We start from the raw sequence: 22,960 nt of genomic DNA on the forward strand, positions 1-22,960 counted from the left end.
CTTATTTTTATATATACGCTTAAGTATAGAATATAGCCTATGCACTACATCGATGGGGCTTTCGTCCCGGCCGTTGAGACCGCTCCCGTGCACGAGAAGGCCACCGGAGCCGAGATCGGCCGATACGCCCTCGGCACCGCCGCCGACGTCGACCGGGCCGTCGCGGCCGCCCGCCGGGCCCAGCCGGGATGGGCCGCCCTCGGGGCGCCAGAGAGGGCCGCCTACCTGACGGCGTTCGCCGACCACCTGCGGTCGCGCTACGACGAGCTCGTCGAGTTGTCCATGCGGGAGACCGGGGGAGTGCGGGCCAAGGCCGTCGACGAGGTGTCGGCCGGGCTGAAGCAGCTCGCCATCTCCGCTGTGGAGGCGTGCGGGACGGCGGGGGACGTCCTCCAGCCGTACAAGGCAGGAAAGCTGTCGTTGTCGCGGGCGGTGCCTCTCGGGGTGCTCGGGATCATCACGCCCTGGAACTATCCGGTCAATCTGGCCATGCGGGCGGTCGCGCCGGGGCTGGCGTTCGGGAACACGATCGTGCTCAAGCCGGCCGAGCTGACGCCGATCATCGGCGGGCGGGTGCTGGCCGAGGCGGCCGACGCGGCCGGGCTGCCGCCGGGCGTCTTCAACGTCGTCGAGGGCGACGGGCCGGAGGCGGGGCACGCGCTGGCCGAGCACCGGGGGCTCGACCTGCTCGACTTCACCGGGTCACGCGAGGTCGGCACGGCCATCGCGGTGTCGGCCGCGCGGGACCTGCGGCCGGTGCGGCTGGAGCTCGGCGGGAGCAACGCGTTCGTGGTGCTCGACGACGCCGACGTCGAACTGGCCGCGTCGTGCGCGCTGATCGCGTCGCTGGAGTTCCAGGGGCAGACGTGCATCAGCGCGAGCCGCCACATCGTGCTCGAACCGGTCGCCGACGCCTACGTCGCCGCGCTCACCCGCAAGGCCGCCGCGCTGACCGTCGGGAACCCCTTCGACGGCGTCGACCTCGGGCCGCTGATCAGCGAGGCGCAGCGCGACCGCGTGCACGAGCGCATCGTGTTGCCCTCCGTCGAGAAGGGGGCGGTGGTCGCCACCGGCGCGACCTACGACGGGCTGTTCTACCGGCCGACCGTGCTCACCGGGGTCACCCCGGACATGCCGGCGTTCGCCGAGGAGATCTTCGGGCCGGTGCTGCCGGTCACCGTCGCGGCGACAGAGGAGGAGGCGATCGGGCTGGTCAACGGCTATCCGATGCTGATGAACTCCGTCTTCAGCCGCGACCTGATGCGCGGCATGGCCGTCGCCGAACGGCTGAACGCGGGGGAGGTGCACGTCAACGACGCGCACGCCCGGCACGGCGCCGAGAACCAGATGCCCGGGTTCACCCGCCGCCAGTGGATCGGGGTGCAGCGCGGGCCGCTCGACCTGCCCGAATGGACCCGGCGGTGATCGTCGACTACGCGATGTACCCGGAGCTCGCGGTCCGGCTGTTCGACCTGCCCGAGCCGCCGCTGACCGAGTTCCGCAGCGCGGCGGCCCGGGCCCGGCTGGCCCGCACGGAGATCCTGGTGACCGGCTGGGGCTGCCCCGTCCTCGACGGCGGGGCGCTGGAGGCCGCGCCGAACCTGAAGGCCGTCGTGCACGCCGCCGGGAGCATCAAGGGGCACGTCACGCCCGAGGTGTTCGCGCGCGGCATCGTGGTCAGCTCGGCCGCCGACGCCAACGCGATCCCGGTCGCCGAGTACACCCTCGCGATGATCCTGCTGGCCAACAAGGCCGTGCCGCGACTGGCCCGCGACTACCGCGCGGCCCGTAGCGACCTGGGCCTGCTGACGCAGGACAACGACCTCGGCAACTACCGCAAGACCGTCGGCGTCGTCGGCGCCTCCCGCGTCGGCCGGCGGGTCATCGAGCTGCTCCGGCCGTTCGACCTGGAGGTGCTGGTCGCCGACCCCTACGCCGACGACCTGGTCACCCACGACCTCGACGTCGTGATCGGCCGCAGCGACGTGGTGTCGATCCACGCCCCGGCCACGCCGGAGACGTACCGGCTCATCGGCGCGGAGCGCCTGCGGGCGCTCAAGGACGGCGCGACCCTCATCAACACCGCCCGGGGTTCTCTCGTGGACGAGGCCGCGCTCATCGCGGAGCTCCGCACCGGCCGGATCTCCGCGATCCTGGACGTCACCGATCCCGAGCCCCCCGCGCCCGACTCGCCGCTCTGGGACCTGCCCAACGTGGTGCTCACCCCGCACGTCGCGGGGGCCCTGGGGTCGGAGGTCGGGCGGCTGGGGCGGACGGCGCTGGAGGAGGTGGCACGGCTGAGGCGCGGTGTCGCCCTCAGGTACGAGGTGGACCCGCGCGTGCTGTCGCGTCAGGCCTAGACGAGTAGTTTCCGCTGCGGTTTTGCCAGATCGCGCAGGTCGGTGCCAGGATCCGCTGAACCATCCGGACATCGACCCCTCAGCAGCGGCTCTCCCGGACGAGGTGTGCCGCACCGTCGTCATTCCGTCGAATACGAGTGAAAGGATGACGATGCAGATCGCAGAGAATGCTCTTCCTGAGGAGAGCCAGTGGGACCTCCTGGTGGAGCACTGTCTGGAGTCGTTCAACTGCCTGTGGGTGGACACCGAAGACGTCGGCGAGATCGCCCGCCGCCTCGGTGCCGAGCCGGATTCCGGCACGCCGTGCGACTTCCCCACGGCCATGCGGGCGTCCGGCGTAGGCCGGAAGACGCTGGTCGTCTGGGTCGGGGAGCACGCGCCGGGCTGGTCGGTCGTCCTCACCGTCAACCGTGGGTCGGTGCCGCCGGAGATCGTCGAGGCGTTGAGTTCGGGTGGGCGGCGTGTCCTGGAGGCCTATTTCCATGAGGTCGTCCACCGCGGCCACCTGATCTACCTGCGAGACGGCGACTACATCGGAGACGTGTACCCACCGTCTGAGCCGGGAGGCAAGGTGGAGGTCGAGGAGTTCGCGGCCCACGGACGCGGGCTCGAACTCCTGGGGGAGCTGAGCGACGCCGAGACGTTCGACCGCTTCCTGGTCATGATGGGACGGATAACCGGCCGTTTCATCGACCGGCCCTGGTTCTCGACGACCCGGACCCTCCACCGGGTCTCCCCGGGAGCGTGAACGAGCCCCGTCGGGATATTTCCGGATATCTTGGCCGGGCCGCCGATGTCGTGTTCCAAAGGAGCCGGATGTCCGACGGGCGTTGAGAGGGTGTCTGTTTCGGTGGTCACGACCCGATGCCGGACACCCTCCGCACGTCTGAGAAGCCGCTAGCTCTTCAGGCCCGAGAACGCGATGCCCTGCATGATGCGCCGCTGGAAGATCAGCAGCACGACCATGACCGGGATCACCGCGAGCGCCGCGCCCGCCATGATGTAGTAGGCCCGGCCCGACTCCGTGCTCGCGAGCTGCTGCAACGCCAGCGGCAGCGTGTAGAGGTCGGGGCTGTTGAGCACGATCAGCGGCCACACCAGGTCGTTCCAGTGGAAGATGAAGCTGGTGATCGTCACGACGGCCAGCACCGGCTTCGACAGCGGCAGGATCACCCGCCAGAAGATGGCCATCCGGCCCGCGCCGTCGATGCGGGCGGCTTCCTCCAGTTCGACCGGAAGTGTGCGGAAGAACTGGCGCATGAGGAAGATGTCCAGCACCGAGGCCACGTTGGGCAGGATGATGCCCCACGGCGAGTCGTAGACGCCGAGCAGCTGCGTGACGTGCAGGCGCGGCACCAGCAGGGTGATCGTCGGCACCATCATGCCGGCCAGCATCAGGACGAAGATCTTGTCCCGGCCCGGGAACGGGATGCGCGCGAACGCGTAGGCCGCCAGGGCGTCGATCAGCAGCTTCAGCGGGACCAGCACGCAGGTGATCCACACGCTGTTCCAGAACGCCGTGCCCAGGCCGCTGATGGTGAAGACGTACTCGTAGTTCCCCAGCGTGGGGTTCCACTCGCCGGTCTTCTTGTCCAGCGGGAGGAGCTGCGGCACCTGGGTGTAGACGTCGGGGCCGTTCTTGAACGACGTCGCGAGCATCCACACGAACGGGACGACCGACACCAGCGCCAGCAGGATCAGCGCGATGTAGATGGGCAGGCGGCGCACCGTCTTCTGGTTCACGACGCCTCCTGCTTCATGAACTTGAACTGCACGAACGTGATGATCATGATGAAGACCAGGAGGATGAACGACATCGCGCAGGCGGCGCCCATCGCGTTGTAGCGGAACGCGTACAGGTAGATGTGCAGCACGTAGGCCAGGCCCGACTGCTCGGGGCCGCCGGTGACGCTCCGGTTGCCGCCGCCGCTGAAGATGACGTACACGAGCCCGAAGACCTGGAGCGCGGCGATGATGCCGGTCACGACGAGGTAGAACGTGGTCGGGCGGAGCATCGGGACCGTCACCTTGAAGAAGCGCTGCACCGGGCCCGCGCCGTCGATGACCGCCGCCTCCCTGATCGACTGGGGGATGCTCTTCAGGCCGGCCAGGTAGATGATCATCGAGATGCCGCACTGCCAGGCGGCGATGAAGGCCAGCGCCGGGATGACCAGCTCCGGGGTGTTCAGCCAGTTCTGCCGGGGGATGCCCACCAGGCCAAGCACGGCGTTGACCAGGCCGTACTGCGGGTCGTAGAGCCAGCGCCAGATGGCGCCGACCGCCGCCTCCGCGGTCACGACGGGCAGGAACAGCAGCAGCCGGAACAGGTTCGAGCCGCGCCGGATGGCGTTGATCAGCAGCGCCTGGCCCAGCGCCGCCACCAGCGTCAGCGGCACCGCGACGAGCGTGTACTGCAGGGTGACCTGGATCGACTTCCAGAAGTGCGGATACTTCACGTCGTCGAAGAACAGGTCGGTGTAGTTCTGCAGCCCCACCCAGATCGGCGCGGAGTGCAGGTCCCACTCGGTGAAGCTGTAGTACAGGGCGGCCAGGGCCGGATAGAGCAGGAAGATGATGAAGTACACCAGCGCGGGGGCGATGAGGAGCCACCCGATCAGGTGGTCACGCCTGCCGATGCCCGGACGGCGGCGCCGTCCGGGCCTGGCCGGCGTCTCGGCGGGCCGCTGGGCCACGACCGGAGATGCCACGGTTGCCTCGCTTCCGTGATGACTGGGCTAGCTGTTCCAGCCGAGCAGGGCGCGGGTCTTGTTGGCCGCGTCGGTGAGCGCCTCCTGGGCGGTCATCTTGCCGCTCAGCGCCGACTCCAGGGCCGGGGCGATGATCTCGTCGTTGATCTGGATCCACTGCGGGAGGGCCGGACGGGCCTGCGCCACCTTGAGCTGCTCCAGGAAGGCCTGCTGCTGCTCGCCGAAGGTGGCGGCGTCGCGCTCGGCGGCCTCCTTGTTGACCGGGAAGCCGCCCAGGGCCTGGGCCAGCACGGTGTTGTTGGTGGAGTTGGTCAGGTGCTGCAGCCACTTCCACGCGAGCTGCTCGTTCTTGCCCTTCGTGAACACGACCGCGTTCTCGCCGCCGATGTTGCCCGCCGGGGTGGTCTTGTACGGCAGCGGGGCGACGTTGAAGTCGAGGTCGGGGAACTGGTCCTTGATCGTGGCGACGTCCCACGGACCGGAGATCATCATGCCCGCGAGGCCGTTGGCGAACGCCTGGTCGGAGTCGGTGATCTCACGGGGCGAGGACGGCAGCAGGTCGACCCAGAGCTGGAGCGCCTCGACCGCCGGCGCCTGGTCGAACAGGATCTTCTTGTTCGCCTCGTCGACCATCTGGCCGCCGGCTCCGCCGACCACGCCCGGCCACATCCAGGCGCCGTAGCCGTCGCCCTTCGGCACCACGATGCCGGCCACCTTCGGGTCCTTCTGGTGGATCGCGGCGCTGATCGACTTGAGCTCGTCCCACGTCTTCGGCGGGGTCGGGACCAGCGCCTTGTTGTAGAAGAGGGCGACCGCGGTGTGGTCGATCGGGAAGCCGTAGAGCTTGCCGCCCACCTTGTTGGTGTTGAGCGCGCCCTCCCAGAAGTCGGCCTCGTTGAGCGTGCCGGCCGGGACCTCCTTGATGGTGCCCTCCTGCGCGAAGCGGGAGACCAGGGGCTGGTCGAGGATCCCGACGTCGGGGACCGTGTTGCCGGCGAGGGCGGAGCCGAGCTTGGTGTTGTAGTCGTCCTTGGGGATCTTGACGATGTTCACCTTGACCCCGGGGTTGGCCTTCTCGAAGTCCGTGCGGATCTTCTCGACCACCTCGCCGGCCTGAGGGGTGCGGTCCTGGAACATCCAGTAGGTCAACTCCGTGGCAGAGCCCGCGCCGCCCTCCTCGGAGCCGCCGCCGCAGGCGGCGAGCCCGGCGAGCAGCACCGCTGCGGCAGCCGCCCCAGTGACTCTCCTGATCATTTCCATCTCCTTCTCGGGGGGTTGAACAGACGATAATGTAAGACGCAAAAAAAGATCAGTCCCTCGTCGGAAACGCTTTGGTAACGCGGCACCCGCTACCCTGTGCGGCGGCACTTGCCTGGTAGCCGTTTCGTTCACGCATTGAACTAACATGTCGGCAGAAAACGGGAGGACAGGCCCATGGCAAGGCCGGAGCGCAAGACGGTCAGGGACGTCCGGAAGGGGAACCGCGGCATGCTGCTGCGGACGCTGTACTTCGGCGGACCCCGCAGCCGACATGAGCTGACCGGCCTCACCGGCCTGAGCGCGGCCACCATCAGCACCATGACCGGCGACCTTCTGACCGAGAAGATCCTCATGGAGGCCGGTCAGGTCGACAGCGACGGCGGCCGGCCGAGGGTGCTGCTCCGGGTCAATCCCGTGTACGCCTACCTCATCGGCGTCGACGTCGCCGAGACCCACGTGAGGGTCGAGCTCTTCGACCTGGAGATGACCGAGAAGGCCCGGGTTGACTACACCCTCCGGCCCTCCCACCACGACATCGAGCTGGTCGCGCGGCGGATCCTGGCCGGGATCGACGTCGTGCTGGCCGACGGCCAGGTGACCGCCGCCCAGGTGCTCGGCGTCGGCATCGGGGTGCCCGGGATCGTCGAGCGCGGCGCCTCCGACGCGCTCATCCACGCCAAGACCTTCGGCTGGGACGGCGTCCCGCTGGGCGCGCTGATGCGGGCCGGCACCTCCCTGCCCGTCTTCATCGACAACGGCGCCAAGACGATGGGACAGGCCGAGTTGTGGTTCGGGGCCGGCCGGGGGGCCGACCACGCGGTGATCGTGCTGATCGGCTCGGGCGTCGGGGCCACGGTGGTGGCCGACGGCCAGGCCGTGCGCGGGACCTCCAACTCCGCCGGAGAATGGGGCCACACCAAGATCGAGATGAACGGCCGCCCGTGCCGCTGCGGCTCGCGCGGCTGCCTGGAGGCCTACATCGGGGCAGAAGGACTGCTGGCCAGGGCTGGCGTGCCGGCCCAGACGACCGACTGGCCGTCGGCGCTCGGCCGGGTGCTCGCCGACGGCGGTCCGGTCGTCGACGAGACGCTCACCTACCTGGGGACCGGTCTGGCGAACCTGATCAACATGCTGAACCCGGAGCGCATACTGATCGGCGGCTGGGCCGGCCTGATGATCGGCGAACGGCACCTCGACCAGATCCGCGTCGTGGTGGGGGAGAACTCCCTCACCCAGCCCTACAACGCGACCTCGATCGTGCTGGGCGAACTGGGCCCCGACGCGGTCGCCATGGGGGCGGCCACGCTGGTGCTGGAGGAGTTCCTCGACGCGAGCGCTCCACTGCGGCTGCACGCCGCCAGTTGATGCTTATGTCAAAGGGTTGAACTAAGGTTCCGGCACGACGAAGGCTGGCGCGAGATAGATGGCTCACCCCCGGTGCGGGGACCTGACAGGACGACGCTCGCGACCGTTCGTCGCGGGTCGAGGCCACGCACATGGCTGTGGCGGTGACTGCCGGGGCACTTCGGGGGCCTGACAGGGCGACGCTCATGCCCGTTCGTCGCGGGCGGCGGCCAGGAACATGGCGGTCGCGGCGACCGCCGGGGGCACTGCCGGGGCCACGAAGTAGACCAGTTCGCTCACGTCGCCGCCCAGGCCGTAGTAGCAGTCGGAGTAGGCGATCACATTGACGAGGAAGGTCACGGTGCCGTAGCCGCCCGTCAGCAGCAGCACCCCCGCCAGCGCCCGGACCGTCACCCGGCCGAGCCGGGCCCGGCCGTGGGTGGTGGCCAGGGCCAGGACGAGGAGGCCGACCACCACGATCGCGGGTGCGGCGGAGACGGACACCACCTGATCGGCGGAAGGCCCGGTACCCGTCTCCTCCGGGGTGTAGGCGCACTCGCCGTCGGGGTCGACGTAGGCGAGCGGCCCGGTCAGCGTGCCCCCGCCCGCGACCAGGTTGGCCATCGACACGCAGAACGCCAGGGCGAAGTAGATCAGGGATCTCCAGGACATGGGCGCACAATCTAGCGGTGGCGGCGGACAGGGAACTCCCGGCGGCGGCCGCCCTTCCCGGGGAGATCATCAGCAGCAGGAGCTGCGGCTGGTAGCCGTCGGTCGGCCGGAAGCGGGCCCTGATCCGGTAGTCGCCGCTGCGGCCGGCACCACCGCGGCCGGCAGAACATGGGCGGCGACCCTGGCAAGCCCCGTCGACGGAGTGGTATAAAACCATCCTGTTAAATAACTGGAAGGTTATCTGCCCATGCTGGACGCCACGTTCGCCGCCCTGGCCGACCCCACTCGCCGGGCGATCCTGGCCCGGCTCGCGCAGGGCGAGGCCACGGTGACCGAACTGGCCGCCCCGTTCGCGATGAGCCAGCCGGCCGTCTCCAAGCACCTCAAGGTCCTGGAGAAGGCGGGCCTGATCACCCGCGGGAGAGACGCCCAGCGCCGGCCCTGCCGCCTGGCCGCCGAACCGCTCCGTGAGGCGACCGAATGGCTGGCCGGTTACCGCGACTACTGGGAGGAGAGCTTCCAGCGGCTCGACGCCCTGCTGAAGGGCATGGAATGACCGACGTCGTCACCCGGGGCGACCGGGAGCTGGTGGTCACCCGCCGGTTCGCCGCGCCCCGCGACCGGGTGTTCGCCGCGCTCACCGTGCCCGGCCTGCTCGTCCAGTGGTACGGGGCGGGGGGGTGGCGGCTGGTGGAGTGTTCGTTCGAGGCCGCTGTGGGGGCCGCCTACCTGTTCGTCTCCGAAGGGCCGGGCGGGGCGCGGATGACGCAGCGCGGGGAGGTGCGGGCCGTCGAGCCGCCCGTCTCGATCACGATCAGCGAGGTCTTCGACGAGCAGTCGTATCCCGGGGTCACCGTGATCACCCACGACCTCGCCGAGGAGGGGGCCGCGACCCTGCTCACCACCACGATCCGCTACGCCACCCCCGCCGGCCGGGCCACTGCGCTGCGCTACCCGATGGCCAGGGGCATGGCGGAGGCGTACACGAGAATCGATCTGCTGTTGGAAGGACAGGCATGAACTGGACCCTCGAAGTGGTCGTCGTGCCCGTGTCGGACGTCGACCGGGCCAAGGCCTTCTACGCCGACCGGCTGGGCTTCGCCGTCGACCACGACACGGCGTTCGGCGACGACGTCAGGATCGTGCAGCTCACCCCGCCCGGGTCGGGCTGCTCGATCGTGATCGGGAAGGGGGCGGTGCCGCAGATGCCGCCGGGGTCGCTGCGGGGGCTCCAGCTTGTGGTGCCGGACATCCGGAAGGCGCACGCGCTGCTGGTGGAGCGAGGGGTCGAGGTGACCGGCGTACAGACGATCGGGGAGAACCCCGATCCGGTGGCCGATCCCCTCGACAACGTCGGGTTCGTGTTCTTCGACGACCCCGACGGGAACGGGTGGGCGGTGCAGCAGATCTCCTCACGAGGCTGACCGCCCACGGGGCGTCAGCCGGTCGCCAGGATCACGTCGGAGGCCTTCACGATCGCCGTGACCCGGCTGCCGACCGCCAGTCCGAGTTCCTCGGCCGCCTCGGCGGTGATCGACGCGACCAGCCGGAGGCCACCCGCCGACAACTCGACGTTGGCGGTGGCCTCGCCCCGCGTGACCCCGGTGACCTCGGCCGGGATCGCGTTCCGTGCACTCAGTTTCATGATCGTCCTGTGCCCGGGCTCGCGGGGGCGGAAAACACCCTGTCCGTAGACTGGGGAACGGACGAAAGGGGTAAGTCATGCGCCTTGACGGCACGGTCGCCCTGGTCACGGGGGCGTCGAGCGGAATCGGGGAGGCCGCCGCTGTGGCGCTCGCCCACCAGGGCGCCGCGGTCGCGGTGGTCGCCCGGCGGCGGGAACGTCTTGAGGACCTGGCCGCCCGGATCGGCAAGGACGGCGGCCGGGTCCTGGTCATCGAGGCCGACGTGACCGACGAGGCGCAGGCCCGCGCGGCCGTCGAGCGCACCGCCTCCGAGCTCGGCCGGATCGACACCCTGGTCAACAACGCCGGCGTCATGCTGCTCGGGCCCGCGCAGGACGCGCCCGTCTCCGAATGGCAGCGGATGGTCGAGGTCAACGTCCTGGGGCTGCTCTACTGCGCGCACGCCGCCCTGCCGCACCTGATCAGGGCCGCCGACGACGGGCCCCGCTACGTGGCCGACATGGTCAACGTCTCCTCGGTCGCCGGGCGCATCGCCCGCAGCGGGAGCGGCGTCTACAACCTCACCAAGCACGGCGTCGGCGCGTTCAGCGAGGCGCTGCGGCAGGAGGTCGCCCGCAAGCACGTGCGGATCTCGCTGATAGAGCCAGGCGCGGTGGAGACCGAGCTGGCCGGGCACAACCGGCCCGAGGTGCTGGAGGGCATCAGGAGCACCTTCGGCGACGTCGAGCGCATGCAGCCGGAGGACATCGCCGACGCCATCGTGTACGTCGTGACCCGGCCCCGGCACGTCGCGATCAACGAGGTGCTCATCCGGCCGACGGAGCAGGAACGGTAAGCCGAGGAGGGCGAGATGCCGAAAGCCTACGTGTACCGGGAGTACGGCGGCCCCGAGGTCGAGGAGTTCGCCGACCTGCCCAAACCGACCGCCGGACCGGGCCAGGTCGTCGTCAGGGTCAAGGCCGCCGGGGTCAACCCGGCCGACTGGAAGCGCCGCACCGGCTGGCGCGGGCCGGGCGTCAACCCCGACCACTTCCCGGCAGTCTTCGGCAACGAGGTCGCCGGGGTCATCGCCGAGATCGGCCCCGGCGTCACCGGGCTCAAGCCGGGGGAGGCCGTCTTCGGCAGCCCGCTGAAGGGCGGCTACGCCGAGTACGCCGTCCTCCCGGCGTCCGGCCTGGCCCGCAAGCCCGACGTGGTCTCGTTCGAGGACGCCGCCACCCTGCCGGTCGCCGCCGCCACGGCCTACGACGGCGTCCGCCAGCTCGGCCTGCCGCGTGGCGGCACCCTGCTGATCACCGGCATCGGCGGGGGCGTCGGCACGGCCGCCGCGCAGATCGCCCGGCACGCCGGGGTGCGCGTGATCGGCACCGCCGACCCGGCCAAACGGGGGTTCGTCGAGTCGCTCGGGGCGGCGTACGTGGAACCGGGCCCCGGCGTCGCCGAGCGGGTGCGCGCGGTGGCCCCGCAGGGCGTCGACGGCATCTACGACCTGGTCGGCGGCGACGCGCTCCGCGAGGTCGCGCCGGTGCTGAAGGACCACTCGAAGCTGATCTCCGCCGGAGACCAGACCACGGCCAGGGACCTCGGCGGCAAGCCGGTCGCGCGGGCCCGCACCAAGGAGGTGCTGGGCGCGGTCGCCGACCTGGTGGCCGACGGCGTGCTCGACCCGCACGTGACCGCGACCTATCCGCTCGACCAGGCCGACCGGGCGTTGAGGGAGGTCGAGAACGGGCACGCACAGGGCAAGATCGTCATCACCGCGTGAGCGCTTCGCGGCGGCCCGGGTGGCCCGGCTGGCGACCGCGGGCCCGCACGTGGTGCCGGTGACGTTCGCCCTGGAGGGCGACGTGATCGTGACCGCCGTCGACCACAAGCCCAAGACGACCCGGCGGCTGCGCCGCCTGGAGAACATCGCGGCCGATCCCCGGGTGAGCGTGCTCGCCGACCACTACGAGGAGAACTGGGAGAGGTTGTGGTGGGTACGGGCGGACGGGACCGCCCGGGTCGTCGATGAATGGCCGGTCGACGCGTTGACGGCAAAATATCCGCAATATCGGGAAATTCCGCCTGCCGGGCCGTTCATCGTGATTGACGTACATCTATGGCGGGATTGGACGGCGCTGCCAGACTAGGCGCATGCCGTTATGGGGGAGACGCCTGCTGGTCGCCATGGCGATCTGGGTCGCCACGTTCGCGTTCAGCATGTGGGCGCTGATGGACCAAGACTCGGGCGACCTGGTCCTGGTGCTCGCGGCTCCCCTCACGCTCGGTCTGATCCTCGGCTGGCTGGCGCGTCTGCCCTGGTGGTTGCCCGCAGGCCTGCTCGCCTTCCCCGCCGCCTATGTGCTCATGTCCACTGCGGCGGACTGGCACGTGCTGCTCGACCATGACGTGCCGTGGCCGGTCCTCATGGCGTATCCGGCGCTGGGTTTCCTGATCGTCTCCTGGTTCTTCTCCCCTGGGTTCCCATGGCCGAAGATCGGCGTGAGCGCCCTCCTGATCGCGGGGTTCGCCGCCACCGGCCCGGTGGAGGAGCTCAAGTACGACCGCGAGTTCGAGGAGATGATCGCCTCCTCCGGAGTGCCGCTGGTCGCGCCGGTCATCCCCGGGCACGACCTGGTCTCGTCGAGCAGCTTCCCGGTCGACGGGGAGATCGCGCTGACCTACGCGTCGCCCGACGGGAGGACCGAGGTCGAGGTCTACCTCCATCCCGGGGCCAGCGATCCCGAGGAGATGTGCCTCGACCCGGTCCCCCGATATCCGATCGACGCGGACGCCGCCTGCCGCCAGGCCGCGCCGGGGGTGTGGGTCAGGACCGCTGGCGGCTTCACCCGGGCGCTCGGCCGGGCCGGCGGGGCGACCATGCAGATGATCGCCCATGACGTGCCGGAAGAGGTGCTGGTGCGCGGCTTCGCCCAGATCCGGCCGGTGACGGCGGAGGAACTCGGGGAGCTCAGGGACGTCTGAAGGCCGCCCGCAGGTTCCGCGCGACGTGCTCCCTGGCCTCGTCGGCCACGTCGAAGAACCCCGGGTAGGAGACGAACCCGTGCAGCGCGCCCGCGTAGTCGTGGTGGTCGACCGGCACCCCGGCGTCCGCCAGCGCCTTGGCGTACGCCCGGCCCTCGTCCCGGAGCACGTCGTACTCGGCGGTGATGACGGTCGCGGGGGCCAGCCCCGACTTGTCGGCCAGGTGGAGAGGGGACAGGCGGGGGTCGCGGGGGTCGACGCCGGGGGCGTACTTGCGGACGACCCATGCCATGTCGGTCACGCTGAGGCCGAAGCCGTGGGCGAACTCGGTGTAGCTCGGGGTGTCCATGGCCACGTCGGTGACCGGGTAGATCAGGGCCTGATGGACGAGCGGCAACCCGGCGTCGCGGGCCAGCCAGGCGGCCACGGCGGCCAGGTTGCCCCCGGCGCTGTCGCCCGCGACGGCGACCATGCCCGGAACGGCGTGGTAGAAGGAGGGACGGTCGAAGACGTCGCGGACGACCGCCCAGGCGTCGTCGACGGCGGCCGGGAAGACGTGCTCGGGCGCCAGCCGGTAGTCGGCCATCACGACCACCGCCCCGCTGCGAACGGCCAGGTCGCGGCCGAGAGGATCGAGCTGGGGGAGGGTGCCGTAGACCCAGCCGCCGCCGTGGAGGTAGACCACGACGGGAAGCGACTCCTCGCCGGTGGGGCGGTAGACGCGTACGGGAACTCCGGCGGCCGTCGTGTCGACGGCCGAGAAGACCTCGACGGGGGCCCCGCGCTCGGCGGTCTTGTTGTCGAGGTTCCGGAGCACGGCCACCTCGTCGTCGGTGAGCGCGTCGAGGTCGGCCCCGGCGACGGGCGGGAAACGGTCGAGGAAGAACTGGGACTGCGGGTGCAGCGGCATGCGCGAGAACATACTCGACTTCGCGGGACGAATCTTCGCTGAGGGCGAGCATTCGTCCAAGACGAAGAGGTCATTGACGGAACTCCCGCCGAAGGCGGCCGGTCGGCTCGCCTTTCCGGCGCTCGGATGTCTGATCGTCTCGTGGTTTCTCGCCGGAACTGGTGCGCGGCCTAAACGGATCTGGTCGGTGACTCCGGAAGAGTTGACCGAACAATGGGACGGTTGCTAACCGAAGATCAGGGATGCCAGCGCCGCCGCCGACTCGGCCAGCACCGCGTAGGAGCCCAGTCGTTCCAGCTTGGCCCGCAGTATCTCCCGGTCAGGCTCGGGCCGGGCCAGTTCCTCGGTCACGGCGACCAGGTCAGCCTGGGCCTCCGGCGGCAGATCGTGCTGCTCGAGGAGGTTCGCGAGCTCATTGACCTGCACCGCCTTCGCGTTCGGCCCCGCCGCCATCGGCCCTGACACGGTGCCCCCCGTGATGTGGATGCCGTAGTTGTTGTTCACGAAGCTCCCTGCTGAGTCGCCTGTGCCTGATGACCGGCGGCGATCGGTCCGTTGACCGTCCCCCCGCTCACCCACGCGCCGTAGTTGACGATCGCCTGCTGGCGATAGGACGTGGTGTCGATGTCGCGGGCCTCCAGGTAGTCGAGAACCGCCTCGTTGAGCCGCTGCGAGATCAGCTTGCTGTACTTGTCGATGTCCAGCACCTGCATGAACGACGTCGGCTCGGATTCTGCCCCGAGCTCCCGGACGCTGGCGCGGGCACCAAAGGGGTAGGCGAGAAATCGGCCGGGGCGCTGCTGGCGGTTCTGCTCGAACACCATCTTGACCAGACGAACGGGCGCGAAGAGAACTTCCTCGAACAGCCGCAAACGCAACGCCGCCAACGCCTTGCCGACGACGGCAACGGGGGACAGCGCCGGCAGCACGTCAATCACATGGAAACTCCGTCGGCACGGCGGCAACGCGGTGATCAGGCACTGGGTGTACATCATGCGGCCCTCGACGGCCAGGTGAATGAACGCCGAGATGTCGATCTCGCGGTCCGAGGCCGGTACGACGAGCGCTCCCGCGCTGGAGATGATGGGAGGTCCTTCAGTCCCCACGGTCACCCGCTGGTAATAGCGCATAGCGCCCTGCGGATTCTGCTTGACCGCGTCGACGGCCATCGGGTCGAGCGAGAAGATCGGCATACCGGCAGGCCCGAGTAGTGGATGCGTTCCCATGCCCAGATGAAGCGTTCCTGGCGCGGTCAAATGGTCGGAGACGGTGAGTTTGGCGATGCTCTCCCGCTCGTTCAGGACGCCGATGCGCATCTGCTCCAACCGCTCGCGAATGAAGGCATGCAGTTCGATCGGGTCGATGGTGGCGTTGCGGCGCTCCCCCGCCGCCGCTCCGGGATTGGGCGGCCTCCGGTCGAGTTCGACCACGATCGACCAGGTCTGGTGAGGCTGCCCCGCCCCGATGAAAGGGTCTTCACCACCGTAAAGCGCTAGGTTGCCTCGCTGCGCCTGGTCGATGTACCAGTCACGCTCGGCGGGGATGGACTCTTGCGGGACCGTATGTGGGCGGCCGAAGTCGAAGGTGGTGGACAGTTGGATGTACTGGAAGACCCAGTAGGAGACCGCCACGATGAGCGCCAACAGCAGCAGAACGTATCCCGGCCGAACGACTCCTACGCTGGTTGTCTGAGGGAGACCCATGCCGGTGACTACTGCCTGATAAAGCAGGATGATCATCAGTTGGGCTATGAAGCCGAACACAACCAGTGCCGCCCAAATGATCAAGAGTGCTCGTAAAACCGGGTTGCCGCGAGCCGTCCGCCGCGACAACAAGGCCAACGGCACGATGCCGATCAGCAGCCCCAGCGTCGTCCCGATGTCAAGGCCGAGTGCCAGCACGAGCAGCAGTGTGATCACTCCGTCCCTGATCAGCGTCACCCGCCTGGCTCGCAGGCAGTGCATCAGCACCGTGCGAGCGTCGGTTCGGCCATGTGACGGTGCCACGGCCCGATATCGGTCGCCGAGAAGCTCGTCGATGACGGCGTCTCGGAACTCGGCATCGATGTACGCGCCCGCTGACAGATAACGCGTGCTGTTGGACAGAACTGTGGAAGCCGACATGTGGCGACGGTAGAGGTAAATGTCATCCCGTAACAGGACAATTACCTGTTGGAGTCACGACTTTGTCGTTGATGTCCCGGTCGAAGGATGGTGGCCGTCCGCCGCCCAGGGCTTCGCCGGAAGCAGGTGTAGAGCGTCCACCACGGTCCATACCGTTCGGGGGGACGTCATGCCAGGCGCTGCTCGTGCGGATCTTCCACACGATCCCCTTCGGCGCCCGCCGACCGTTCGCACGCCTCGTCCGCCCGGGGTGGAAGTAACTCTTGAGCGCGTCGCACTCCTTATCGGTCAGGTCATGACGACGAATCGTCCGCCCTTGATCCCGCACAACCTAGATCACTTCAAAAACACGGCCCAGCGGTGCGGACACCCGAGAAAGGCGCTTTGGCAAGTCGAGGCAGGCCCATGACGCAACCTAACCCTGATTTTCATCCCTTCCTTCATCGAAATGGGTACTAAGGGATGAAGGCGGCCAGAAACCGATAAGGCCGTCAAAACGGTCAAAGTGGGGGATTCATATGACGGAGACCCATGCGCCATCTGCCCAGGGTGCGCCCGTCCCGCGAGATCGCGCCCACGACCACGGACGCACCACCATCGCGGGGGACGTCGTCGCGAAGATCGCCGGCGTGGCCGCCCGGGAGATCTCCGGGGTCCACGACTTCGGCACCGCGCCGGCCCGCGCGTTCGGCGCGTTCAAGGGCAGACTCGTCGGCGAGGACGGCGTCACGCGTGGCATCGCGGTCGAGGTCGGCGAGCGCCAGGCGGCCGTGGACATCGATCTGGTCGTCGACTACGGCGTGGCCATTCCGGACCTCGCGGCAGCGGTCCGAGAACACGTGACGACGGCCGTCGGGCAGATGTGCGGGCTCGAGGTGACCGAGGTGAACGTCGCGGTCGATGACGTCTACCTGCCGAGTCAGGACGAGTCCTCGGGCATGAGGGAAGGTGCGCGGGTCCAATGACCAGGGGCAGGGGCCGCACGGCCCCCCGGTTCGATCCGGCGGCTCCGCCGAACCCGGGGGTCACGCGGCCCCGGACCGCTCCGGACGCGGGGCGGATCGCCGAGACGGTGGTCTCGTGTCCGGGCGTCGCCGGGCTCACCCGTGGTCCGTTCGGGACGGTCGCCACGTATCAGCCCGGCGGATTCGTGCCGGGGGTGTCCCTGCGCGACGAGGCGGTCGAGATTCATGTGGCGGTCCGGTACGGCAGGCCGATACCCGAGATCGTGGACGAGGTTCGCGAAGCCGTAAGCCCGCTGTCCGGCGACAGGCGGGTGGACGTGATGGTCGAAGACGTCACCGACACCGAAGAAGCCAGGAAGGAAGGTTCATCATGAACCAGTTCCCAGTTTGGTCCATCGTCGGGCTCGTGTTCGGCACGATCCTCGGAATCGTGGGCGCCTTCGGCGGCCTCAACGCCTTCCTCATCGTGCTCGTCCTGGGAGTCGTCGGCTTCTTCGTCGGGCTCATGATCGAGGGCGGCGTCCAGATCCCCAGGCTTCGGGCCAGGCGGCAGTGACGGCCATGGCTGGGCACGGCGCCACCACGGTCTCGGAGCGCGCGTTCGTGAAGATCGCGACAGAGGTGGCCGCCGACGACGACCGGCTCGCGGGAACGCCGCGAGTGGCGGCGTCCGTCAGCGGAGCCGTCGCCGCCGTGCGCCTCGGCCTCGCCGTCCGCTACCCGGCGCCACTGCTTCAGGTCGCGGCGGAGGCGCGCGAGCGGCTCATGAGCCGGATGGGCGACCTGACCGGCATCACCGTTGAGAACGTCGACGTCGACATCGTCCGGCTCGTCAGAACCGAGGAGCGGCTATGACGACTCTCCACACGGGGGCTGAAGGTCCGGAACCGGCTTCCCGCGTGTCCGCACGAGGGAGGGGCGGGGCGCGCTTCCTGCGTCCCAAGCGGAAGGTGCCCGCGGCGATCGCCGCGCTCGTCCTGTTGGCCGCCGGGCTGCTGATCGCGGTGCAGGCGCTCTCGGCGCTGTTCGGCCACCCGGCGCGGATCGTGCCCTACGACCGGGTGGCGGACTGGGCGCGTGCCGCGACCTGGCAGGACAACGCGGTCATGGCGTCGGCCGGGGCGGTGGCGATCGTGGGCGTGCTGCTCATCCTGATCGGGACGGTCCCCGGGCGGCCCCGGCTGGTGGCGCTGCGCAGCGGCGACCCCGACATGATCATCAGTACGCCGCGGCGCATGCTGGCCCGGGTGCTCGGCACGGTCGCGGCTCAGGTGGACGGGGTGCGCCGGGCACGGGCGCGGGTACGCGGGCGGCGGGTGACCGTACACGCGGGCACCGACCTGCGCGACACGGCCGCAGTGCGCGAGCGCGTGCGGGTCGCCGTGGAGGACGAGCTGGCCAAGCTCGCGCCGGTCGGCCGTTACACGGTCAAGACCAAGGTGAGAGGTGCGCCATGACAGCAGGTAGGGCCTTCGGCCGGGGCATCGCGTGGGGCAACCGGACCGGCCTGGTGCTGCTCGGTCTGATCCTTCTCGCGGCGGGCGCCGCCGCCTTGCTGTGCGGCCTGGGACTCTTCGGCGCGAACGCGGCCCGGGCGCCCCTGCTGCCCGGTGCCGTCTCCGCCTTCGCCGCCTCCACCTCCTGGTTCTGGCCGGCCGTCGCCGCCGCGGGCGCCGTGGTGGGCGCCATCGGACTCGGCTGGCTGATCGCCCAGTTCCGGCTCGACCGTCTGGATCGGGTGCGGCTGGAGGCCGGTCCGTCCGGGGTCACCGAGATCGGCGGCAGGCAGGCCGGCGAAACGCTGGCCGGTCAGGTCAGCGCCTACGAGGGCGTGCGGAGCGCACGGGCCTCGCTGCGCGGGAAGCCGGACGCGCCCGCCCTCGACCTGCGGGTGACCTCACAGGATCCGGCGCATCCGGACACCCTGATCACCCGGTTGCACGACGAGGCGCTCCCCGACCTGCGGACCGCGTTGGGGCTGGAACGCCTGCCCGCCCTGATACGGCTCCGCTTCGACCCGGGCGGGCGGACCCGCGAGGTCCACTGAGTTATATCCGGTCGCCGGGCGACAGGCGGGCGTGCGCCGTGTGGGCTCGGCGTTCGTCGGCCGCCCGGCCGTACCGCAGGGCGGCCTGGGCGCTCTTCCATCCCCCCACCTCCATGACGTCCTGGACGGTGCCGCCGCTTTCCAGCCAGTCGTCCACGAAGGTGTGCCGGAACCGGTGGGGATGCACGTTGTGCACGCCCGCCTCCTTCGCCCGGCGCTCCAGCATCTGCCGCACACCCGATTGGGTGAACCGCCCCTTCACGCTGAGCCAGAGCCACGGCTCCGCGAAGTCCTTGTGGCGGGCCCGTGCCCGCAGATATCGGTCGAGGGCCGCGGCGGCCTTGGCCCCGAGGGGTATTCGCCGTGTGCGTCCGCCCTTGAGGTGGATGGTGAGCTGCTTGCCGCCGAGGTCGACGTCGGACAGGTCGGGGTCGGTGGGGTGGTAGCGGAGCCCGGTCAGGCCGCCGGCGCGTATGCCGGTGTCCATGAAGATCCGGATGATGGCGAGGTCTCTGCGGCTCTCGAAGGTCGCGCCGTCGCACACCTTGACCAGGGCCCGCAGCTCGTCGTCGGTGAAGACGTCCTCGGGGTTGTCGGGCACCTCCGGCTCGACGACGGCCGCCATGGGGTGCGGCCCGAGCAGTTCCTGCTCCTTGATCAGCCATCCGAAGAACGCCCGCAGATTGCGGTAGTGCTTGTGCGCGTTGCCGGGGGAGGTGGCGTTCAGTCCGCATTCACACCGGGTGCGAACTTCGTCGTCGTCGATCCAGCAACCGGCGCGGGTGGCGAGCAGAAAGCGGCGGATCGCGTCGGCGTCCACGTCATCAACCGTTATGGGGAGGGCATGTACGTCCGCGTGACGCAGATATAGCTTGATCGTGTCTTCGTATGAACGGATCGTGCCCTCGCTGCGATTGGCCGATTCCAGGGCCAGTCGATACGAGGCGACCATGTTGATCAAGGGTGGTGAGATACGCTGTCTCCGTTCGGCCACGTTGCGAATCCTATGCTGTCGCTTAGATATGCGCTTGTGGTACGTTCCGACAGCTTGACGAATTCCCAGATCAGGCACGCTTTTAGCGGGGCGGTAGCTCAGCCGGTCAGAGCATCGGACTCATAATCCGTGGGTCGTGGGTTCAAGTCCCACCCGCCCTACTCACAACCCCAGGCCACATCGTGGAAAGCGGACGGCCCTCCACAGGATATCCGGTGATCAACGCAAGATGATCATTGCACCGTGCCGGGAACGGCCCGGTGTGCCGCCGGGCCGTTCCGATGAGGGTCAGAGGCCCGATTCGGCCGTCAGCAGCGTCGTGTCGCCCTCGGTCAGGATCAGGCGCGCCTGGACGCCCGGCTCGACCGTGCCGCCGAGCCGCACCGCCGTGTCGGGCGAACCGGTGAACGTCTCGGAGTCGAGGGTCGCGCCCGTCGACGCGTCGACCAGGGTCGCGCGCAGGCGCTTGCCGATCGCCGTGGCGAACAGGCGGCCGGTGACCGTGCCCGACGCGTCGACCTTGACCTCGGCCGCGCCGTTGGCGTTGGCGTTGGTGACGCCGCCGAGGTCCATCGTGGGCAGGTAGGTCTCCGTCCACGACAGGGTCTGGCCGGCCTTCAGGACGGCGGGGGTGAAGAACTTCGGCGACGCGCCGGCCCACAGTTCGATGTACGGCCGGGCCGAGTTGCCCTTGGTGTAGACGTTGGTGTCGAAGGAGTTGTTCTGGCCCCACTCCCAGAACTTCATGCCCGGCGTCTTCTTGTTGTCGCCGACGCGGATGACGCCCTCGTTGTTCTCGTGGTTGATCACGCCCCACCAGTCGCCCTGGGGCAGGGTGGCGAGGTCCTGGCCGTAAGCGATGCCGTCGCGCGTCCAGTTGGACATCTGGTTGAGCTTGTCGAGCTTGAGCAGGCCGGAGCCGGCCGGGCCCGCGGGCTCCTCGACGCTCTCCATCCACCGGTAGCCGGGGTCGCGGTAGATCGTCTTGACGGGGGAGACGACCGACATGGTCGGCGACCCCTGGTCCGAGGGGGCGCCGGGGGCCAGGGTGGTGCAGGTCCAGTACTCGAAGCGCCTGTCCTCCGCGCCGGGGTTCTCGATGCCGACCGTCATGTCCAGCGTCGGTCTGCGGGCGTCGATCGTGTAGGTGACCGAGGTCTTCAGGCCGGTGGCGCCGTAGACGTACCGGCTGGGCTTGTACGGGTAGTCGACGTCGTCGGTCTTGGTGATGGTGAGGGCGAAGCGGCCGTTCTCCTGCTTGATCGAGTAGTCCCAGGGGACGTTCCAGAACTTGCCGTGCTCGGCCTCGGTGAGCGTGGGGAACACGCCGCCCCAGACCATCAGCCAGTTCTGGTAGAACGGCGAGTTCCCGGGTGTCCCAGGGGCGGCGCTGGAGAAGCCGTAGGGGGTGCCGACCGGGTTGGTGTAGAAGAGGTCGTTGCCGGTGGGCTTGTAGATCATCGAGACCAGCCGGCCGCCGTACTCGGGGGCGAAGACGGCCTTCAGGTACTTGGTGTCGACCTCGATGGTCTTGATGGTCTGGCCGCTGACCCTGTCGGCCACGCCGTCGCGGCGGACCGAGACGCCGTCGTCGCTGACCCGGTGGTCGTAGCGCTGGAAGACCGTGGTGGCGCGGGTGTTCACCTTCAGGTAGTCGGGGCCGTGCGGGTTGAAGCCGGAGCCGGGCGGCCTCGGGTGCCGGGGGGCCTGCACGGGCACGGCGGCGGTGGTGCCGGCCGTGCCGGTGACGTCCTTCAGCGCGCCTTCGACGAGGGCGACCGTGCCGCGTGAGCCGGGCTTGAGCGGGTCGTCGAGCTTGACGACGAGGGTGGAGGCGTCGGAGAAGTAGGCGGCGTCGTCGCGGAGCGCCTCGGCGGCGTCCCGGCCCGAGGTGGCACGCAGGCCGGAGAACCGCAGCAGGGCGCGGACCTGGGCGGCGGTCACGTTCGTGCCGCTCACGCCGGTCCGGGTCTCCTTGACGGGCAGCGCGCCGACCGAGGCGATCCGGCGGCTGAAGCGGATCTGGATGCGGTCGCCGGTGTCGGCGACCTCGGCCCCGGTGATCCTCGGGGGCTCGTAGGCGCCGCCGCCGCCGGTCACGTCGGCGGCGACCTCCGTGGTGGTCTGGCCCGCGTTCGTGGTCAGGCGCAACGCCGGGGCCAGTGCCAGCCGGTACGAGGCCGCGAGGTCGGCGCCGAAGTAGAGGCGGTACACGCGCTGGGCGGTGCCGGGGACGCTCTCGACGTACACGGGCCGGGAAACGGCGTCGCCGCCGGTCAGGGTGATGTCCGCGCCCGTGTAGGCGCCGGTCGGGACCCCCGACCAGACCGTGGTGGCGAACGTGACCTCGACCGTGCGGGTGTCCAGTCGCCTCGCGGAGGCGATCCGGGCGGGGGCGGCGTCGTCGGCGGTGCCCGCGAACCCGACGGGCGTGGTCGACGTGCCGGGCAGGGCGCGGCCGTCCGCGGAGCGGAAGAACAGGTCGCCGAGCGTGTCGGCGCCGCCGTCGAACCAGAGTTCGTAGGTCCCGGCGTCGAGGGTGACGCCGGGGCCGAGGACCACCCGCAGGGTCCGGTGGCCGGGGGTGTCGACGGGACGAACGGTCGTGCCGGCGATCTGGGCGACCGGCCGGCCGTCGAGCGCGCCGCCGCTGATCTTGACGAACTGCCCCGCGTACGCCGGGTTCGCCGCCGTGAACTGCAGGATGTCCGGCCCGAGGGTGGTGTTGAACGTGATGTCGATCGACCGGTCGTCGACCGCGGTGACCTGGCTGATCCGCAGCGGCGCGTGCTGCCGCTGCGCGGCCGCGGCCGGTGGGGGGAGCGCCACGAGCGTGGTTCCCACTGAGGTCATCGCCAGGGCCAGGGCTAAGAGGGCGCGGTTCTTCACAGGGGTCCTCTCAAGATGTTCCGTCTGGCGGAACGCTGGACTGCGTGGTGGAATGGATGAGACGCTAAGTTGAAG

27 protein-coding genes and 1 tRNA gene are annotated in these 22,960 nt (G+C 69.6%); 18 read left to right on the forward strand and 10 right to left on the reverse strand.

The window, feature by feature from the left end; translation table 11 throughout:
• Positions 1–39: 39 nt before the first annotated feature.
• The 3 genes from QSK34_RS01690 (at position 40) to QSK34_RS01700 (ending at position 3,108) form a co-directional block, all read left to right on the forward strand.
• Positions 40–1,425, forward strand: coding sequence for an aldehyde dehydrogenase family protein (locus QSK34_RS01690; RefSeq protein ID WP_285579124.1), 1,386 nt, complete (start codon positions 40–42; stop codon positions 1,423–1,425).
• Complete coding sequence (locus tag QSK34_RS01695) at positions 1,422–2,360, forward strand: hydroxyacid dehydrogenase (RefSeq protein ID WP_285579126.1); 939 nt, start codon at positions 1,422–1,424, stop codon at positions 2,358–2,360. Before QSK34_RS01690 ends, QSK34_RS01695 begins: the two co-directional genes overlap by 4 nt.
• A gap of 151 nt (positions 2,361–2,511) precedes the next feature.
• Positions 2,512–3,108, forward strand: a complete 597-nt coding sequence (locus tag QSK34_RS01700) for a hypothetical protein (protein ID WP_285579128.1) — start codon at positions 2,512–2,514, stop codon at positions 3,106–3,108.
• A gap of 149 nt (positions 3,109–3,257) precedes the next feature.
• Here the strand turns inward: QSK34_RS01700 and QSK34_RS01705 are convergent, their stop codons facing one another.
• From QSK34_RS01705 to QSK34_RS01715, 3 genes are read right to left on the reverse strand one after another with little or no spacing between them, the layout of a single operon-like run.
• Positions 3,258–4,103, reverse strand: coding sequence for a carbohydrate ABC transporter permease (locus tag QSK34_RS01705; protein ID WP_161480343.1), 846 nt, complete (start codon positions 4,101–4,103; stop codon positions 3,258–3,260).
• The gene (locus QSK34_RS01710) at positions 4,100–5,068 is read right to left on the reverse strand and encodes a carbohydrate ABC transporter permease (RefSeq protein WP_285579131.1); all 969 of its coding nucleotides are present in this window, start codon (positions 5,066–5,068) and stop codon (positions 4,100–4,102) included. The genes QSK34_RS01705 and QSK34_RS01710 overlap by 4 nt, the downstream gene beginning before the upstream one ends.
• 27 nt (positions 5,069–5,095) lie before the next feature.
• Entirely contained in the window at positions 5,096–6,322 is a 1,227-nt protein-coding gene (locus QSK34_RS01715) for an ABC transporter substrate-binding protein (RefSeq protein WP_161480341.1), read from the reverse strand.
• A gap of 180 nt (positions 6,323–6,502) precedes the next feature.
• Between QSK34_RS01715 and QSK34_RS01720 the strand changes: the two genes are divergently transcribed.
• Complete coding sequence (locus tag QSK34_RS01720; protein WP_062352578.1) at positions 6,503–7,693, forward strand: ROK family protein; 1,191 nt, start codon at positions 6,503–6,505, stop codon at positions 7,691–7,693.
• 183 nt (positions 7,694–7,876) lie between these two features.
• Here the strand turns inward: QSK34_RS01720 and QSK34_RS01725 are convergent, their stop codons facing one another.
• Positions 7,877–8,344: a hypothetical protein gene (locus tag QSK34_RS01725; RefSeq protein ID WP_285579134.1), complete on the reverse strand. Its 468-nt coding sequence runs from the start codon at positions 8,342–8,344 to the stop codon at positions 7,877–7,879.
• Positions 8,345–8,591: 247 nt separating this feature from the next.
• Between QSK34_RS01725 and QSK34_RS01730 the strand changes: the two genes are divergently transcribed.
• From QSK34_RS01730 to QSK34_RS01740, 3 genes are read left to right on the forward strand one after another with little or no spacing between them, the layout of a single operon-like run.
• The gene (locus tag QSK34_RS01730; RefSeq protein WP_285579136.1) at positions 8,592–8,900 is read left to right on the forward strand and encodes an ArsR/SmtB family transcription factor; all 309 of its coding nucleotides are present in this window, start codon (positions 8,592–8,594) and stop codon (positions 8,898–8,900) included.
• Positions 8,897–9,364, forward strand: a complete 468-nt coding sequence (locus QSK34_RS01735) for an SRPBCC domain-containing protein (RefSeq protein ID WP_285579138.1) — start codon at positions 8,897–8,899, stop codon at positions 9,362–9,364. Before QSK34_RS01730 ends, QSK34_RS01735 begins: the two co-directional genes overlap by 4 nt.
• Positions 9,361–9,768 carry a VOC family protein gene (locus QSK34_RS01740; protein WP_285579140.1) on the forward strand — a complete coding sequence of 136 codons (408 nt, stop codon included), beginning with the start codon at positions 9,361–9,363 and terminating at the stop codon, positions 9,766–9,768. The genes QSK34_RS01735 and QSK34_RS01740 overlap by 4 nt, the downstream gene beginning before the upstream one ends.
• A 14-nt stretch (positions 9,769–9,782) precedes the next feature.
• On the opposite strand, the gene QSK34_RS01745 is transcribed toward QSK34_RS01740, so the two are convergent.
• On the reverse strand, positions 9,783–9,989 hold the full coding sequence (locus QSK34_RS01745; protein ID WP_161480335.1) for a TOBE domain-containing protein: 207 nt from the start codon (positions 9,987–9,989) through the stop codon (positions 9,783–9,785).
• 77 nt (positions 9,990–10,066) lie between these two features.
• Here QSK34_RS01745 and QSK34_RS01750 point away from each other — a divergent pair, with 77 nt between their 5' ends.
• The 4 genes from QSK34_RS01750 to QSK34_RS01765 are packed head-to-tail and all read left to right on the forward strand — an operon-like array spanning position 10,067 to position 12,957.
• Positions 10,067–10,825: an SDR family NAD(P)-dependent oxidoreductase gene (locus QSK34_RS01750; protein ID WP_285579143.1), complete on the forward strand. Its 759-nt coding sequence runs from the start codon at positions 10,067–10,069 to the stop codon at positions 10,823–10,825.
• Positions 10,826–10,840: 15 nt separating this feature from the next.
• Positions 10,841–11,755 (forward strand): NADP-dependent oxidoreductase, encoded by a 915-nt coding sequence (locus QSK34_RS01755; protein WP_161480333.1) that lies wholly within the window; start codon positions 10,841–10,843, stop codon positions 11,753–11,755.
• A gap of 19 nt (positions 11,756–11,774) precedes the next feature.
• Entirely contained in the window at positions 11,775–12,122 is a 348-nt protein-coding gene (locus QSK34_RS01760; RefSeq protein WP_285579147.1) for a TIGR03668 family PPOX class F420-dependent oxidoreductase, read from the forward strand.
• A gap of 4 nt (positions 12,123–12,126) precedes the next feature.
• The gene (locus QSK34_RS01765) at positions 12,127–12,957 is read left to right on the forward strand and encodes a hypothetical protein (RefSeq protein WP_285579148.1); all 831 of its coding nucleotides are present in this window, start codon (positions 12,127–12,129) and stop codon (positions 12,955–12,957) included.
• Here the strand turns inward: QSK34_RS01765 and QSK34_RS01770 are convergent.
• The 3 genes from QSK34_RS01770 to QSK34_RS01780 all read right to left on the reverse strand — a co-directional run bounded on the left by QSK34_RS01770 (position 12,944) and on the right by QSK34_RS01780 (position 15,990).
• Positions 12,944–13,867 carry an alpha/beta hydrolase gene (locus QSK34_RS01770; protein ID WP_285579150.1) on the reverse strand — a complete coding sequence of 308 codons (924 nt, stop codon included), beginning with the start codon at positions 13,865–13,867 and terminating at the stop codon, positions 12,944–12,946. The genes QSK34_RS01765 and QSK34_RS01770 overlap by 14 nt on opposite strands.
• Positions 13,868–14,092: 225 nt before the next feature.
• Positions 14,093–14,371 carry a hypothetical protein gene (locus QSK34_RS01775; protein ID WP_285579152.1) on the reverse strand — a complete coding sequence of 93 codons (279 nt, stop codon included), beginning with the start codon at positions 14,369–14,371 and terminating at the stop codon, positions 14,093–14,095.
• Positions 14,368–15,990, reverse strand: coding sequence for an AbeC-like domain-containing protein (locus tag QSK34_RS01780; RefSeq protein ID WP_285579154.1), 1,623 nt, complete (start codon positions 15,988–15,990; stop codon positions 14,368–14,370). Before QSK34_RS01780 ends, QSK34_RS01775 begins: the two co-directional genes overlap by 4 nt.
• 518 nt (positions 15,991–16,508) lie before the next feature.
• On the opposite strand from QSK34_RS01780, the gene QSK34_RS01785 reads away from it, so the two are divergent.
• From QSK34_RS01785 to QSK34_RS01810, 6 genes are all read left to right on the forward strand, one after another.
• Positions 16,509–16,955, forward strand: a complete 447-nt coding sequence (locus QSK34_RS01785) for an Asp23/Gls24 family envelope stress response protein (RefSeq protein WP_285579156.1) — start codon at positions 16,509–16,511, stop codon at positions 16,953–16,955.
• A 194-nt stretch (positions 16,956–17,149) separates the two neighbouring features.
• The gene (locus QSK34_RS01790; RefSeq protein WP_285579157.1) at positions 17,150–17,329 is read left to right on the forward strand and encodes an Asp23/Gls24 family envelope stress response protein; all 180 of its coding nucleotides are present in this window, start codon (positions 17,150–17,152) and stop codon (positions 17,327–17,329) included.
• Positions 17,326–17,511 carry a hypothetical protein gene (locus QSK34_RS01795; protein WP_285579159.1) on the forward strand — a complete coding sequence of 62 codons (186 nt, stop codon included), beginning with the start codon at positions 17,326–17,328 and terminating at the stop codon, positions 17,509–17,511. The genes QSK34_RS01790 and QSK34_RS01795 overlap by 4 nt, the downstream gene beginning before the upstream one ends.
• Positions 17,512–17,516: 5 nt before the next feature.
• On the forward strand, positions 17,517–17,810 hold the full coding sequence (locus QSK34_RS01800; protein ID WP_285579161.1) for a hypothetical protein: 294 nt from the start codon (positions 17,517–17,519) through the stop codon (positions 17,808–17,810).
• 44 nt (positions 17,811–17,854) lie between these two features.
• The gene (locus tag QSK34_RS01805) at positions 17,855–18,412 is read left to right on the forward strand and encodes a DUF6286 domain-containing protein (RefSeq protein WP_285579163.1); all 558 of its coding nucleotides are present in this window, start codon (positions 17,855–17,857) and stop codon (positions 18,410–18,412) included.
• Entirely contained in the window at positions 18,409–19,002 is a 594-nt protein-coding gene (locus QSK34_RS01810) for an alkaline shock response membrane anchor protein AmaP (RefSeq protein WP_285579165.1), read from the forward strand. The genes QSK34_RS01805 and QSK34_RS01810 overlap by 4 nt, the downstream gene beginning before the upstream one ends.
• A 1-nt stretch (position 19,003) precedes the next feature.
• On the opposite strand, the gene QSK34_RS01815 is transcribed toward QSK34_RS01810, so the two are convergent.
• Positions 19,004–19,822: a tyrosine-type recombinase/integrase gene (locus QSK34_RS01815; protein ID WP_285579167.1), complete on the reverse strand. Its 819-nt coding sequence runs from the start codon at positions 19,820–19,822 to the stop codon at positions 19,004–19,006.
• A gap of 261 nt (positions 19,823–20,083) precedes the next feature.
• Between QSK34_RS01815 and QSK34_RS01820 the strand changes: the two genes are divergently transcribed.
• Positions 20,084–20,157, forward strand: a tRNA-Ile gene (locus QSK34_RS01820).
• A gap of 127 nt (positions 20,158–20,284) precedes the next feature.
• Here QSK34_RS01820 and QSK34_RS01825 read toward each other — a convergent pair.
• Positions 20,285–22,885: a DUF5107 domain-containing protein gene (locus QSK34_RS01825; protein ID WP_285579169.1), complete on the reverse strand. Its 2,601-nt coding sequence runs from the start codon at positions 22,883–22,885 to the stop codon at positions 20,285–20,287.
• Between the last annotated feature and the right edge of the window lie 75 nt (positions 22,886–22,960).

Origin of the sequence: Herbidospora sp. NBRC 101105, from assembly GCF_030269205.1 — a bacterium.
In the GTDB taxonomy this organism is placed as follows: Bacteria; Actinomycetota; Actinomycetes; order Streptosporangiales; family Streptosporangiaceae; genus Herbidospora; species Herbidospora solisilvae.